13 protein-coding genes are annotated in these 14,890 nt (G+C 63.8%); 6 read left to right on the forward strand and 7 right to left on the reverse strand.

The features are described 5' to 3' along the window. The 3 genes from cydB to U9978_RS13980 form a co-directional block, all read right to left on the reverse strand. The coding region (gene cydB / locus U9978_RS13970) for a cytochrome d ubiquinol oxidase subunit II (RefSeq protein WP_322761546.1) at positions 1–1,041 on the reverse strand (1,041 nt) is incomplete at its 3' end. A 7-nt stretch (positions 1,042–1,048) separates the two neighbouring features. Further along, positions 1,049–2,449 (reverse strand): cytochrome ubiquinol oxidase subunit I, encoded by a 1,401-nt coding sequence (locus U9978_RS13975; protein ID WP_322761547.1) that lies wholly within the window; start codon positions 2,447–2,449, stop codon positions 1,049–1,051. A gap of 719 nt (positions 2,450–3,168) precedes the next feature. Beyond that, positions 3,169–4,068, reverse strand: coding sequence for a DUF2637 domain-containing protein (locus U9978_RS13980; protein ID WP_322761548.1), 900 nt, complete (start codon positions 4,066–4,068; stop codon positions 3,169–3,171). A gap of 798 nt (positions 4,069–4,866) precedes the next feature. On the opposite strand from U9978_RS13980, the gene U9978_RS13985 reads away from it, so the two are divergent. The 5 genes from U9978_RS13985 to U9978_RS14005 all read left to right on the forward strand — a co-directional run bounded on the left by U9978_RS13985 (position 4,867) and on the right by U9978_RS14005 (position 9,450). Beyond that, entirely contained in the window at positions 4,867–5,925 is a 1,059-nt protein-coding gene (locus tag U9978_RS13985; protein WP_322761549.1) for a methyltransferase domain-containing protein, read from the forward strand. A 351-nt stretch (positions 5,926–6,276) separates the two neighbouring features. Continuing rightward, positions 6,277–7,515 carry a helix-turn-helix domain-containing protein gene (locus U9978_RS13990; RefSeq protein ID WP_416210962.1) on the forward strand — a complete coding sequence of 413 codons (1,239 nt, stop codon included), beginning with the start codon at positions 6,277–6,279 and terminating at the stop codon, positions 7,513–7,515. A gap of 267 nt (positions 7,516–7,782) precedes the next feature. Beyond that, positions 7,783–8,019 carry a DUF397 domain-containing protein gene (locus tag U9978_RS13995; protein WP_322761551.1) on the forward strand — a complete coding sequence of 79 codons (237 nt, stop codon included), beginning with the start codon at positions 7,783–7,785 and terminating at the stop codon, positions 8,017–8,019. A 73-nt stretch (positions 8,020–8,092) separates the two neighbouring features. Continuing rightward, the gene (locus U9978_RS14000) at positions 8,093–8,581 is read left to right on the forward strand and encodes a hypothetical protein (RefSeq protein ID WP_322761552.1); all 489 of its coding nucleotides are present in this window, start codon (positions 8,093–8,095) and stop codon (positions 8,579–8,581) included. Further along, positions 8,581–9,450 (forward strand): class I SAM-dependent methyltransferase, encoded by an 870-nt coding sequence (locus U9978_RS14005; RefSeq protein WP_322761553.1) that lies wholly within the window; start codon positions 8,581–8,583, stop codon positions 9,448–9,450. Before U9978_RS14000 ends, U9978_RS14005 begins: the two co-directional genes overlap by 1 nt. 299 nt (positions 9,451–9,749) lie before the next feature. Here U9978_RS14005 and U9978_RS14010 read toward each other — a convergent pair whose 3' ends face one another. Further along, complete coding sequence (locus U9978_RS14010; protein WP_322761554.1) at positions 9,750–10,409, reverse strand: HAD hydrolase-like protein; 660 nt, start codon at positions 10,407–10,409, stop codon at positions 9,750–9,752. A gap of 280 nt (positions 10,410–10,689) precedes the next feature. After that, complete coding sequence (locus U9978_RS14015; protein WP_322761555.1) at positions 10,690–11,109, reverse strand: hypothetical protein; 420 nt, start codon at positions 11,107–11,109, stop codon at positions 10,690–10,692. A gap of 121 nt (positions 11,110–11,230) precedes the next feature. Between U9978_RS14015 and U9978_RS14020 the strand changes: the two genes are divergently transcribed. Beyond that, complete coding sequence (locus U9978_RS14020; RefSeq protein WP_322761556.1) at positions 11,231–11,887, forward strand: pentapeptide repeat-containing protein; 657 nt, start codon at positions 11,231–11,233, stop codon at positions 11,885–11,887. 76 nt (positions 11,888–11,963) lie between these two features. Here U9978_RS14020 and U9978_RS14025 read toward each other — a convergent pair whose 3' ends face one another. Together U9978_RS14025 and U9978_RS14030 are read right to left on the reverse strand one after the other, a co-directional pair. Then, positions 11,964–13,166 (reverse strand): radical SAM protein, encoded by a 1,203-nt coding sequence (locus tag U9978_RS14025; RefSeq protein ID WP_322761557.1) that lies wholly within the window; start codon positions 13,164–13,166, stop codon positions 11,964–11,966. A gap of 78 nt (positions 13,167–13,244) precedes the next feature. Continuing rightward, a complete protein-coding gene (locus U9978_RS14030; protein WP_322761558.1) occupies positions 13,245–14,645 on the reverse strand; it encodes an XRE family transcriptional regulator in 1,401 nt (466 codons plus the stop codon). Positions 14,646–14,890 lie beyond the last annotated feature (245 nt).

The raw sequence follows: 14,890 nt of genomic DNA on the forward strand, positions 1-14,890 counted from the left end.
CGTGACGACATCCGCGCGGGAGATCCGACGCCGGAAGACGTGGTAGGTCCAACCCTGGTAGACCAGAATCACGGGAAACAGGACCGCCGCGACGACCGTCATCACCCGCAGCGAATAGGGCGACGACGCGGTGTCGGTGACCGTGAGGTCGGTTGCCGAACCCAGCGTGGAGACCATGACTCGTGGGTAGAGATTGACGAAGATCGATGACACCGTCGCCGCCATCGTCAGCGACGTGGCCGCGAACGCCGCACCGTCCCTGCCCTGGCGGATCAGCCAGCCGGCTGTGACGACCGCGGCGACCGCGACGGCCGCGGGTATCGCATCCGCGCCGCCGCGCCCGGTCGATATCTGTGTCCAGACGGCGAAGGCCACGACCGCGGCCGCGACCACCGGGCCGATCCGGCCGGCGAGGCCGACGGCGTGGGCACGGACGTCACCGGCGGTCTTCAGCGCGAGGAAGACCGCCCCGTGCAGCAGGCAGAGCGCCACGAGCGTGATACCGGTGAACAGCGCATACGGGCTCAACAGGTCGGCGAGGTCGCCGGCGTACTCCTCGTCGGCGCCGATCGGTACCCCGTGCAGGAGATCACCCAGAGTCACACCGACGAGAAAGGGCGCGATCAGACTGCCACCGGTCAGCGTAACGTCCCAGCTGCGGCGCCAGCGGGCCGTGTCATGCTTGTCGCGGAACTCCAACGACAACCCGCGGCCGATGAGCGCGACCAGCAACAGCACGAGTGCGGGGTAGAAACCGGAGAACATCGTCGCATACCAGGATGGGAAGGCCGCGAACATTCCGGCTGCTGCGACGATCAGCCAGACCTCGTTGGCATCCCAGACCGGCCCGATGGTGGCGAGCGCGACCCGTCGGCCGGCCTCATCCCGGCCGGTGTCATTCCGGCCGGCCTTGTTCTGGCCGGCCTTGTTCTGGCCGACGATTCCGGCGAGCATGCCGACGCCGAAGTCGAAGCCCTCCAGCACGAGAAATCCTGTCCACAGTACCGCGATAACGATGAACCAGAAGGCGGTCAACGTCATGGTGGCCTCAGTATCCGACGCCGGCCGTGGCCGGACCGCCGCCGGTCGCGGGTGCGGGAGTGGGTGGGAGTTCCAGTTCTCGACGTGCGTAGCGCAGCATCAGGATCGCGTCGACGACCCCGAGAACGGCGTATAGAAGGACGAACACGCTGAGGCTGGCGACGATCGTCGCTGTACCCACCGACGGCGACCGCGCATCGGTTGTCCGCGCCAGACCCTGGACGATCCACGGCTGGCGTCCGCTCTCCGTCAGCAGCCATCCGGCGGTGTTCATGAGGAAGGGCAGCACCGCCGACCACACGGCCAGCCGGAGAAACCATCGCGAGTGCTCCAGTCGCTGTTTGCGCAGCAGCCACGCGCCCCATACCGACAGTAGGAGAACAAGGCCACCGAGATAGGCCATCACCCGCATCGACCAGTACTGCACGAAGACATCGGGTATGTAGTAGCCCGGACCGTAGCGCTGTTCATACTGCGCCTGCAGGTCGTTGAGGCCGATGACTTTTCCGTTCCAGCTGCTGGTCGCCAGGACCGACAGCAGATGCGGGACCTGGATGATTTTCGACGGGTTCTGGTCGTTGTTTCCGCCGCTGATCTGGAACAGCGAGAACGAGCACGGCTGGCAGGTGTTCCACTGCGCCTCGGCCGCGGCTATCTTCATCGGCTGGAAGTCCGTCTCGACGATACCGAGGTGGCTGCCGACCATGATGGCGAGCAGGGAACCGGGGACGAGAAGCACGATCGCCAGCCGGGCCGATCGGTGGAACACCGCCGGGCTCGACCCGTTGCGCAGGTGCCAGGCGGACACGGCGAGCATCACCACGGCTGCGGTCACCAGCGAGGCCAGCAGTACGTGGAGGAATCCCCACACGAACACCGTGTTGGTCAGGACCGCCCAGATGTCGGTGAGTTGCGCGCGGCCGGTCGCGCTGTTGATCGTGTAACCGACCGGGCGCTGCATCCACGAGTTCGCCGCCATGATGAACGCGGCCGAGGCGATGCCGCCGACGGCCACTGCCCAGATGGTGGCCAGATGCACCCGGGCAGGCAGCCGGTCCCAGCCGAACAGCCACAGGCCGAGAAAGGTCGATTCCAGGAAGAAGGCCGCGAGTCCCTCCATCGCCAGCGGCGCGCCGAAGACGTCGCCGACGAATCTCGAGTAGATCGACCAGTTCATGCCGAACTGGAATTCCTGAACGAGCCCGGTGACCACTCCGATTGCGATGTTGATGACGAGAAGCGTCCCGAAGAAGTGTGTCAGTCGGAGATATTCCGGGCGGTGGCTCCGGTACCAGGCCGTCTGCAACAACGCGGTGAGAAAACCCAGTCCTATCGTCAGCGGCACAAAGAGGAAGTGATAGATCGACGTGGTGGCGAACTGCAACCGTGCCAGGTCGGTCGTTGACACATCCACATCCCGATCAAGATCCAGGCGCACGGGGCTGACGTCCCGGCACAGGTAATCGGATAGTGAACGGCGCCGCCTCGCCTACTCTGGGTGACGCCGGGCTCGGGCGCGTCGCACCGCACCCGGCGCTTGCACATCGGCATCTGCCACCAGCTCCAGCGCAGCCTCGTGAACGAATGTCCGGCGTACACCGGCAGGATACGGCTTGGGTCGATCGACGTTGGCAATCGTGGCTACACAACTACTAGATGTTCACCCCGTCGCTGCCGGCTGTCTGCGGTCGATCGGAACAATATGTTGATGGCAGAGCCGCCAGTAGTCATCTTTGGTCCCGGTAGGTACAGCGATAGTTGGTGGGCGCTCCTGCCCTCCGCTGAAGTCCTCCGTTCCCCGCAGTTCAACGATCTGCTTGCCCTTGTGGAGCGTGCGATGGCGAATGAGGAGCCAGGCCGTCCGTTCACCCTGACGCTCGACCATCGCGGCACACGCGAACCAGGCGCCAGACCTCAGGCATCGCACCACGGTGGTACAGCTCAGCACGTCAGCTCCGTGTGTGTGCGAACTGTCTCCGAACCGAACCGAACCGAACCGGACCGAGCAGGACCGAGCAGGACCGAGTAGGACCGAGTAGGACTGAGCAGAACTGTGCTGGACGGGGCTGGACGGGGCTGTCACGCCCCGTCCCGTTCGGCTGGTCGGCTGGTCAGCTGGTCAGCTGGTCAGCCGAGGCTGCCGACGGTGGCACGCGCGTCGATGATGGGCAGCGGTCCGGTGTACACGTCGGCGTAGTGGGACTCTTTCCGGACTTCGTATACCCAGCTCTTGCTCACCGTGATGCCGCGGGCGGCAAGAAACGCCAGAGCCTGGCTGGCGGACCCGTTGGTCTGTTCCAGGGCGTGCACGATCGCCTCGCGCTTGTCGGCGATATCCAGCGTGGGGGACGGCGGAACCTCGTCGAATCCGCCGGCGTCCCCGCTGTCCGGGTCGCCACCGACCAGTGGTGTCACTGCGGCCTGGGACGCGAAGATCGGAACGAGATCGCCGATGGGGCGCTGGGCATCGCCGTGGACGGTGCGGTGGGTGTCACCGTAGACGGTGCGGTGGGCGTCGCGGTGCGCCTCGCGCGGGCGGGGCACGCCCAGCATGTCGCGAGCCGCGTCGGCTGCGATGGCGGCCCCACGGTCGGCAGTGATGTCGGCAAGCATGTGCCCGGCCGAGGCCGCCCGGCTCGCGGCAAGGCGGCTGCCGACGACCCGGATCTGGCGCATGAGCAGTTCGTAGGAGCCGAGCAACGCCAACGCCGGCCAGCCGGCGATGACACGGGCGGTCAGGTTGGGTTCGGCGTGCAGCACGTTGGCAGCGAGGGACGCGAAGGCCCCCATGGTCAACAGGAGGTACGACAGCCAGGACCGGCTCCGGCCGGCACGGCGGTCCGCCAGCATCGTCATGGACGCGGCCAGCATGAGCCCGTCCACACTGAACGGGATGACCGCCGCGGCGGTGACATCCTCGCCATGGTCCAGTGCGACACCGCGCATGTGCCGGTAGGAGACGAACGCCGCCACCGCGGCGACGGTGACCACCGCCATGACCGTGGCCGCGCTGATCGCGCGATCCATCCAGCCTGACCCTGTGTCGGTCTCCGCTCCCGGTCGGCCGTCCTCCGCTGACAGGAACACAGGATCCCCTCCCACTGTTGAGGCTTTACTGGTTGACACAACGTCCCGCGTGACTACGTCGATAGCCTGCCACCTCCTCGCATCCACACCACACCAGGGCGCCCTTCGACGTCACACCTATACGCTCTGCTCACGTCCTGTCATGCCGGGTCCATCGGTCGTGGCGTCGCGCTCCGCGCGGACCGGGACGAGCGCGACGCCCGGGACACCCGCCGGGCCGATGGCTACGCGTCAGCGCCGCCGTTGTCGACTGGCATTGTGCGCGGCGGCCTGGTCAAGGCAGTTCGAGGGCAACAGTAAGAGCGCCCGGCACTAGGGGTGTGGATCAAGGAACGGGGCTGGGGCGCGTAGATCGCGAGGCGGAGGAGGGAGGCACCCTGGTGTCGGGTGTCGACCGACGACAACGCGGCGAGGTGCGTGCGCCAGCCCCGCGACGCCGCGTTCCCTATTGCCGGTCGCTCTAAACGCGCGAGTCCAGCCGGCCTCCTTGAGCAGGCGGTGACGCGGCCGTCTGCACATCCGGCGGAACGGGCCCGCGTCGAACTGCCCTGCCCGGCTCGGACCTGTTCATCCTGCGACCCTCGATGATGGTGCTGTGCTACTGAGAGGTGATCTAGTGGGTAGGCACTCGAAGCCCGTGGACTGTCCCGGCTGTTCGGGGAGCGGAACCGTGGTGGTCACAAACGATGGGAAGACGGAGACGAAGACCTGCGGAATGTGTCAGGGCAGTGGAAAGGCATGAAAGGCCGGCCGGTGAAGCGGGAGGACTTCATCCCGGATGAGGTGTGGGTCACCGGGGATGACGGGTTTTTCCTGGTCCCGCTGCGCCGGACGCAGGACCCGCTCCGGTGGTTGGAGGTATGCCGAAGCGATCAGGCGGTCACGATCCAGGTTGATGACGGGTCGGACACGTTCGACGGGAAGGGGATCGTCCCGACCAGTTCGTGCAGTGCACCGTGGGTTGTCGATCGGATGCTGGATCTTCTCGATGTAGGTCCGGGGATGAGCGTGCTGGAGATTGGTACGGGCACGGGTTACAACGCGGCGTTGCTCGCGGCACGGGCTCGTGCTGGTGCGGTGACGAGCGTGGAGGTGGACCCGGTGATTGCTGAGCGTGCACGCTCGGCGCTAGCTAGGGCGGGCCATGCAGTCACCGTGATCACGGGTGATGGTGCGGAAGGCTGGGTAGAGCGTGCACCGTATGACCGGCTGATAGCTACGGCATCGGTGTCTGTCGTGCCGCACGCCTGGGTGGAGCAGACCCGGGCGCGCGGGCGGATCGTGTTGCCGTTCGCAGGCATCTTTGATGGTGCGTTGGCGGTGCTACAGGTCGAGAGTGACGGAACGGCCTGGGGCAGGTTCTATGACACGGCTGGTTTCATGCGGCTGCGTAACCAGAGACCCGACCCGCACCTGTGGTGGATCGGCGAAGACGACGCGAACGTGAGAACGTCTGGCCGCTATCTGGATGCGCCGTTTCGGGACAGTACCGCCGGGTTTGTGGTGGGGCTGTGGCTTCCTGGCTGCACCACGGGAGAAATCGAGGAAGGTGGTCCCGCGAAGACCCTTCTTCTTTCCCACACCCCGTCACAGTCGTGGGCGTCGCTGACGGCAGGCACAGGAAACCATGAGGTGACGCAATATGGGCCTCGGCATCTGTGGGATGAGCTGGAAGCGGCCTATGACTGGTGGATAGCCACTGGGCAGCCCACCCATGAACGTTTCGGTCTGACAGTCGCCGAGAGCGGTCAGGCGTTCTGGCTGGACACCCCGGAGCAGACCCTCACCCGTTCGTGATCATCCCTGGAGGGATTGAAACGCGATCGCATGGGTGCGAGCTGTGCAGTCCGCGAGAGTTCGTGATCATCGATGCGCGGCGCACCGCCGGGGCCTGCCCGTCGCGTGGCGCGCGTGGCGCGGACCACGCGGCGGCCGAAGGCCGCCCTTGAAACCGTAGAGAAAATTGGCGGTGCGACGTATGATCACAATCTGTAAGCGAGCAAAGCTGATGTCTTGAGGATACGCTCGGTCGAGCAGATCCTCTGTGGGCTTGGACTCGGGACACGCGCTGATATCGGCGAAAGCGGGTAACAGCATGGATGCGGGAGTGCCGATAATCTGATCGTGGCCCGTGAGGAGGATACGCTGATGTCCGATGCTGCAAATCATGATCCAGTTGCCGAGCCGTTGTCGGTCGGCCTGCGACTCAAAGTGCTGCGCACGCGTCGAGGGATGTCGCGGGAGGTGCTCGCTGGACTTGTCGGTCGATCGCCTTCCTGGGTTAAGGCCGTTGAGTCGGGTCGGTTGGGTACGCCGAAGCTGTCGATGTTGCTCCAGCTCGCTGAGGCTCTGCGAGTCCAGGACCTTGCCGAGCTGACTGGGAATCAATCGATACCGGTTCAAGTATTCAATGGCCCCAGCCATGATCGACTATTGGCGGTGCGAGTAGCGGTGAACGCCGTCCCGATCACGACGTCCCGGCCGGCGCCGCGGATCGCTCATCTGCGCGCACGCCTTGACCGCGCATGGACCGCGCGGCACTCGGCGCCGAATCACCGCGAGGTGGTGGGCCGGCTTCTGCCCAGCCTGATCGAGGACGCACAGCTTGCGGTACGCCAGAATGAAGGCACTGATCGTCGTGCTTCTCAGGCTGTGCTCGCCGAGGTTTACGCGCTGGCTCAGTTCTTCCTCGCCTATCAGCCCGCACAGGATCTCCTGTGGCGCGTTGCCGAGCGAAGCATGATCGCAGCGCTGGAATCGGATGACCCGCATGTGATCGGGATTGCCGCGTGGCTCATGACACAGGCCCACCGTGACGCCGGGGACTGGGATGCAGCCGATGCCGTGACCACCGAGACGTCGCGGGCGCTAGACGGACGGCTCTCGGATGGAACAGACGACATCTTGGCTATCTGGGGCGCGCTGCAATTCGAGTCGGGATACACGGCTGCGCGGCGGGGTGAGTTGGGGAACGCGTGGCGACACTGGGACACCGCGTGCGCAGTCACCCAGCGGCTGTCTGAAACCTACTATCACCCGATCACGTCGTTCTCGCGGGCCATCATGAGCGCTCATGCGGTCACCCTGGCGGTGGAACTACGTAGCGGTGGTGAGAGCGTACGTCAAGCCGACAGGGCGCAGGCGGACGTGATCCCGTCACGGCCACGTCGTGCACGTCACCACATCGAACAAGCGCGCGCTTACCACCTCGACTCCCAGCCGGAAGCTGCCTTGCGACTGCTCGATGCTGCGCAGGAAACGGCGTCGGAAACGATCAGATACAACCACTACGCCCGGCGGATTATCCTCGAAGAACTCGACGTGCGGGAGCGCTCACGCCGGGAGCATGCCAGCGAGTTGGCACGCAAGGTCGGTCTCTTGGCGTAGAAGGTACAAACAGGCGTCCCGGCGAATTTGCTTGCCAACACGATCGTGGGGTCTCCATGGAACGTGGACGCGGCGCTCTCTTGAGTCGGCGGCTCATGGCACCGCCGCTGGTTCGGATCCTCGACGGATGACCTTGCAGGACCTTGGGGATACAAACTGTGCCCATGCGCTGTATAGCGGCACAGTAGTTTCGTCGCATTGTCAGCCGGGGTGTTGAGTTCAGGCCGGCGTGTGCACGAAATATCCAACCCGCAGAAAGGATCAACTATGAACAGCAGTCGCACCCGCAAGCCCGATGTGACCAGTCTCGAACCGGCCGCCGTCGACTGGCAGATGTCTTCCTTCAGCAACGGCGCCGGGGGGATGTGCGTCGAGGCTGGCACCTTCGACGGCGGGGTGGTCGTCCGCGATTCGAAGAACCCCGGCGGGCCTGTGCTGTCCTTCTCGAAGGCGGAGTGGGCCGCTTTCGTCGATGGTGTCGAGAACGGCGAGATGCGTTTCTGAGCCGACGGTTGCATGAGGGGTGCGTTCTCCCTACAAGGAAGAGTCGTGCCCTCTATTCAAGGAGGAGACCGCGATGTGCGGCGTCAACCACAAGAGCTTTGCCCGACCTGGCTATCTTATCGATGTGTCGGCGGACAGCATCGCAGCCAAGGGCGCACTGTTCACTCGGCTCCTGGCCCACCACGGTGAGGTGGGGCTCACCGGGGAACAGATTGCCGGGCTTCTTGACCTGAGCTGCGAATACCATGGACGTCAGATTGAGATCCGGATCGAGATGGCTCGACTTGCCGAGGAAATCGAGCACAAGCGGGGGCGGTTGGAGGCTCGGGCCATCGCGGAGCGTAAACCCCTCCTGGACCGGCGGGCCGAACTGTTCCGTGCGGACGAGGCTCTCTTCTTCACGTTCGCGGCCCGCGGTCACGAGCTGCTGTCAGACGATCAGCTCGACAGGATCGACCGCATTTACCATGCGGAGAAGGACGCGGGTTTGGCCGCGCTTGCGCGGTCGCTGTGCAACGCTGTGAGCCCTACGTTCTACTTCGGACCGGCGGTGACGTCCTGATGAGCTCGTCGGGGCGGACAGCTGGCGAAGCCACGGCGGCGTGGCTACGGGCGGGTAGGTTCGCGGGCCTGTCCGACGCGGCTCGGCAGGCAGCTGAAGATCGGCTCGGGGGCATTCGTGACAGGGTTCTCGCTGGTGCGCAGATCGCCGCGGGCGCACATGTCGTCGATCTCGGCGCCGGGACAGGACTGCTTACCGCTGGAGCGCTTTCGCTGGTCGGCCCGGCCGGGATGGTGACAGCGGTAGATCTCTCCGCCGAAGCGCTGAGCCAGATTGACCGGCCCGCGGATGGAGGTATGGTGCGTCGGCTGGTCGCGGACGCGACTCGGTTGTCGCTGGCGGATCGCTGCGTTGATGCGATCGTCGCACGATCTGTCCTGATCTACATCGATGACCTGCCGGCCGCGCTCGGCGAAGTCGCACGGGTACTTCGCCCGGCTGGTCGGTTCTCCGCGTTCGAGCCCGTCAATGCACGGCGTCGCCATGATGCGGAGCTGGACGGGCTGAGCGCAATGGAGCTGATCGCGATTGACCAGGCGACGACGGGTGCGACGCCTGCCGCGCGGACTATGACAGCCTTCGATGAACGCCGCACTGCCGCGCTGGCCCGACACGTCGGACTTACCGTCGAAGCGGTCGTGATGGACACGGTGAGAGACACGTTTACCGACGCTGCCGCCGTCGAGGCTCACCTCCATTGCCGGGGTCACCCGGGTGGCCCCACAGCGATCGAGACGATCACCAAGAATCTTGGGGGCGACGTGGCACATCGCTACCGCGAGGCGTGGATGCGAGCAATTGGACGACAGGGCACGATCACCTACTCCACCCCGGTGATGTATGTCACGGCGTCGAGCGCGGCGCAGTAGACGACCTGCGAAGACGCTGGGCGAAAGCCCGGAAGCCAACCCCGGAGCGTTGGGGACGAAGCGGCTTGCGGGCACGCGTCCAACAACAATCGTGAGACCACCATTGGGTCGGCCCGGGTGGCTGAGCGCCTTAAGAGCGACCGGCGATAGGGACGCGGATCAAGGAGTTCGCGGGTGCCCTGGCCCCGTTTGGGGCAGTGCCGGCAGCGCGGGACTTCGGGGAGCGGTTTTGCCTGGCAACAGACAGTGCGTCGGACTAGCTGGCCGCGCCGAAGACGGCTGCCCGCAATGCCTCAGTGTCAGTCAGGTCGGGGAGCACAGCATCGGCCCCGGCCGCGGAAAGTTCCTCGACGGTGCTTACTGCCGGTAGCGACGCCGACGGCCCGGCAACCGGCGCCGTGGGCGCCTTTGATGTCGTGCAGGGTGTCCCCGATCACCACCACCCGCTCCGGCGGGAACATCGCGTCGTAGGAGGCTTCTGCCCGCTTGACGGCGAGGCGAACCAGGACGGCCCGGTCACTGTCGTCGTCGCCGTAGCCGCCAACCTCAAAATCCAGATGCTCGGTCAGACCGAAGGCGTCCAGCTTGGTCTGGGCGATGGCACGCAGGTTGCCGGTTACCACCGACTGCACGGTGCCACCTGCCACTAGCCCCGCGATGGCCTCATGGGCACCCGGCAGACGCCGGCCAACCTCCCGCATCCGACTCTCCAGACCCTCGGCGGCGTCACCGAGTGCCTGGTAGAAGGCGGGAAGTAGGGGGTCCGGGTCGGTGATCCCGCTCAGCCGGAGCGTCTCGATGATGATGGCCCGCTCGGTGCGACCCGTCATATCGGCCAGCTCTCGCATGGGCCGTCCGGTCACGAGCTGGAATGCCTGTGCGTAGATCTCCCGGCTGACTCCCTTGATCTCGACCAGGGTGTGGTCGATGTCCCAGAGGATGAGGGCGGGCACGGTCACGGGTTCATGATCTCACGATGGAACTCCCAGAAGCCACGAGGGATGTGGCCAACGAGTCGACGCCGGCATCGTGAAGGCACGGTACTGCTCGGATAGTCGTTACTGGCGGTCCCGGGCGCATGTCCAGGTGGGCGAAATGGTGTCGATCCCATCGGATGGCCTCGTGGAGGTCCGACGACCCCCCGAGTCGCCCGGACCGGGATCAACATCGGGTCAGCCCTGCCGGGAGAGCGACGGGCCCCACCAGCATCAATCAGGTGGGCCTATGCCATCGATCAGATTAGACGGCTATAGCGACTCTTTGGATGACTTTCAGCAGGCTTTCGCAAGCCTCCAAGGCGCGGTGGATCAGCGTGGCATCGGATCCGGAGACAAGATTTTCACTCATGAGGATGTGGTCACTAACCGCAAGAGCGACGGTGACCTTTCGACCATCGCGTAGCTTTTGCAATTCTTCCTGCAGTTTTGGGCTGACTGCTGTTTCGAGCTTTGCGCGTTCACCATCAGCGATCGGTGTATAGACCCAGATTCCGACATCATCGATATGTCCGAGTATGCACTGATAGAGGAAATGATGCCAGTCCTGGGAGAACAAACCGGCGAGGGGTACGTCGTAGAAGTTCAGGACCGGGCCGTCGACCGTGCTGGCTGTCGGATGCCACGGGTTGGCCCGCCCTTCGAGGGTGACTAGGTTGCTCACGCCGGATCCTCCCATTCTGGCTCGTCGAAGCAGTCGTCGAACGCTTGGCTGACGGCCTCCGCCTAAAGATGACCTTGGTAGGACGGCGGCCACGTGCGCAACGAGGTCTAAACTTGAAGACATGGATTTTCGTGACCTGGGTGATGGGCGCATGTTGCGGCGGCCTGCGGTCAACCTAGAGGATTTGGCAACTGATGCCACGTTGTTGCGTGGCCACTTTGAGCTCGATGAACGTCGTATCGCGGGCGATCACTCTGGCGTTCGCGGAGAGGGATCGGTTACACGGTCATTGCTTGCTGGCACCGGTTTGGCGGGCGCATCGTTGGGACCTGTGGACTGCACCGACACAGTATTCGATGGCGTGGATCTGTCGAATTCGAGGTGGAGTGATGTTACTGCCCGCAGGGTAGAGCTCACAGGATGTCGGGCGACTGGCTGGGCCGTGTCGCTGGACCGGCTCGAAGACGCTGGTTTCTACCACTGCCGGTTCGACTTCTCGGTCTGGGAGTGTCGACGTTCCGCCGGGATCGTTCTTTTCGAGAACTGCACGTTCCGTGACGCCTCCTTCAGCGGTCAACTGGACGGATTTGTATTCCGCAACTGCAATTTTGAGGGAATCCATTTCGACGCATCCTCCGCCGTCGGTAGCGATCTGCGTGATTCGCGGCTTCAAGGAATGCGCGGTCTGATTACCCTCCGGGGTGCGCAGATATCAGCGGATCAGCTGACGGAGGTGGGAGAGATCTTGGCGGCCGAGATTGGGATTACCATCAGGTGAGATCCCGTCGCTGGCGTCATTTCTTGTTCCAGTTATCCCAGGATGGTCTATTGTCGAACGTCCTGTTCTTTTTACCTCAGTTATCCCATGAAGGGCGGTTGTCAAACTTACCGGGCGTCGACCTGGAATCAGCAAGCGCCTGGATTAACCGGAATTGCGAAGACTCGGCTATCCGCCGCCGTGGATCGTTGTTCAGATCTTGACCATCGGCGAGAATTCCGTCAACCAAAGCAATCCTGCTGTTGCGGCAGTAGTCGGTTTCCGCGATATCGAGCCAGCCGGTTTCGAAATAGCGGTTTGCGGCGGGTCCACCTTGACAGAATTCGAATAGACTGCAAGTGCGGTGGCAAAGCTCGACACCTTTAGCGTACTCGCGGACCCATCTTGCTTCTTGGCCCTGGGTAATCAGATCAATCATCGGCGCTGTGAGGACGTTTCCGCAGGCGAAGTCACCGAGGCGATCACAGGTGAATCCGGCTAGCTCCGGCGAATGCAGTGTAAGGCTGCCATCCCATGCCACGGTGGGAAAGGGGTCGTCCAACGGCGATCCGCTGATGCTTCCACGATGGCTGCCAGCGAAGCTTCGGAGTCGGTCGATTTCCCGTATAGGTAGCGTGGGCGCGGCGATCCAAGACTCGGCAAGCGCGGACCAGAAGTCGCTGATGGCGTCGATATCGGTGTCTTGACAGCGGGTATTCACTCCCTCGCGTTCTTCGATGTTGATAGCTAAGGACCTACAGCCGATTGACTGTGCAAAAGTATACAAGGACTCGGCACGCTTGCGATGCGGCTGAGAAACGACAGCGATAACGTCGAAAGGAATTTTCGCCGCCTGGAGCACGCTAATTCCGTTCATGATCCTTTCGAACGCCGGACGGCCGGCGTAGTCAATACGCCCTGCGTTGGCCGCAGCATCACCGTCGATGCTGACTCCGACATGGACTTGTCGATCAGAAAAAAAGGAAGCCCAATTGTGGTCTATCAATGTCGCGTTCGTTTGGATGATGTGGACGGTTGCGCTCTCGGCAAAGCAATCGAAGAGCTCGCTCAGGCAGCTTGTGCCGACGGTAAGCGGTTCTCCGCCGTGCCAAATAACCTCCATCTGACTGGGCTGATTATGTTGGTCAGAGATTGCTGTCGCGACTGCGCGCGCAACGTCTGGCGCCATTGTCATACGAGTTTTTCGCGAGGGAAGATAGCAATATGAACAGTTTAGATTGCACAGGGTGGTCGGCTGCATAACGACACTACAAATCGGCTGATTCCGGGCAGTAGTCATCTCGGCTCCGGCGGCAGGAATTGTATGGCGAAGGGGAAGCCTCGACGTGGACTGCGTCGATCTTCCGTGTCGAACTGGTCAAATAGGCAGCGCGGGCACCGGCGCGGTGCGAGTAAAGTACTCTATTTCGGCAATCAACGCTCGGGCTGAGGCCGACGAGACAAGGGCCGGCACCGCGAGCGCGTTGTGGACGCGCTTTACTGAACGCCGGATGGATACACAACGGAGGCTGTTCGGCAGGTCGAGAACCGGGCGCAGCGCGTCCGTTGCCCCGTCGGGGTTCCCCGATCGGGCCCGCGCAAGGGAGAGATCAGTACGTGCGATACATTCGGCAATGTACGTACGTTCGTCCGGCGCAGCCTGTTCGTATGCGGTGACCGCATCCAATGCAGCCTGTTCCGCGGGCTCGTTGTGAGACGGAAGCCATGAGTATGCGTCCGCGACATAATACATCTGGCGTGGACGGGTGAAGGTGAGATCGAGACCGATTGCGTCGAGATCGTTCGGAATAAGGGACTCACGGGCCTCCGCGGCCCGGCGAATGGCCGATAGCGTCGCATCCCCGTTACCCAGTGCTGCTTGCGCACGAGCGTCGAGCGCGGGAAGGAACGCCGCAACGGTTCCATCCACAGGGCCGATCTCGGAGGCCAGGCGGCAGTAACGGGCCGCTTCCATGGTCCAGCCGGCCCAGTACGAGGTGACGCTCTGGACGCAGCGGATCCACACTTTCAACGGCTCATGGCCGGCGTTCTCGGCGCATACGTAGGCGACCCGGCTATGCGCGATCGCCGCTATCGGGTCGCCGAGATCTGCGATGACGTTCGCAACCATCCCAGACGCCGCAGCACAGAGGAAGTACAGATCGCGGGTCTGCTCGGGCCGCTGTCGCCCCTCAAGGAGACGGAAGATCAGGTCCTGTAGGTCAACAAGGTCAGGAAATGCGGCGGCCGGGCCGATACCGTTGTGCCCATCGTCGCGGTTCGCCAGGCGGCGAAGCTCATCGTAGATCTGAGCGACTGTGTTGGGGCCGAGGTTGGACCCTTCGGCAAGCGGCAGGAACTCACGGGCTCGGCGCGTCGACATGACGATCTGCCTTTCCAACGCCAGGTCTGCGTCGCCAGCGGGCCACGTCGATGCGGCTCGTTCGCTGACGCCTGGCATCGACCCGGGTCCGACGGAGAGCGGTTCGACGTCGGGCGTGTGCACGTCACGACGGCGGACGTCCGGGGTCAGTAGGTCGTCCACCGAGTAGTTAAACATCTTCTCGAGGACACGGCACGCAGCCGGGTACGGTCGGCTGGTCAGCGCGCCGGTAAGCCACCGGTTCGCCTGCCGGGTACTCACTGACAGTGCGGACGTGTCCGGGAGGGACCGCGCCGCGCTTTCGAAGTGCCGTCGGAAGTCGTCACAAGTCCAATGCTGTTGCGCGATCAGGCGGGCTAACAGGGTCCGAGACCCGGTGTCGGTCGCTTGCGTCATGGCAGACCCCTTTGGAGATTCACGTACAGCTCGGCCCGTCCAACACCTTAGAGCGTTCAGGCAGGTTCTCTCGGTCATGGCAGAGAGATGGCCCAAGACGACCAAAAGACGGCAAAGTACTGAGTCGACGCCGGCATTGTGACGGCATCGGTACTGCCCGGATAGTCCTCGCTGGCGGTTCCGGCCGGGCTGACAGAGGTCCCCGGCCGGAACCGTACGGTGCCGGTTCGATTTGATCAAGGGAG

It is taken from the genome of Protofrankia sp. Cr2, assembly GCF_963555885.1.
Taxonomy (GTDB): Bacteria; Actinomycetota; Actinomycetes; order Frankiales; family Frankiaceae; genus Protofrankia.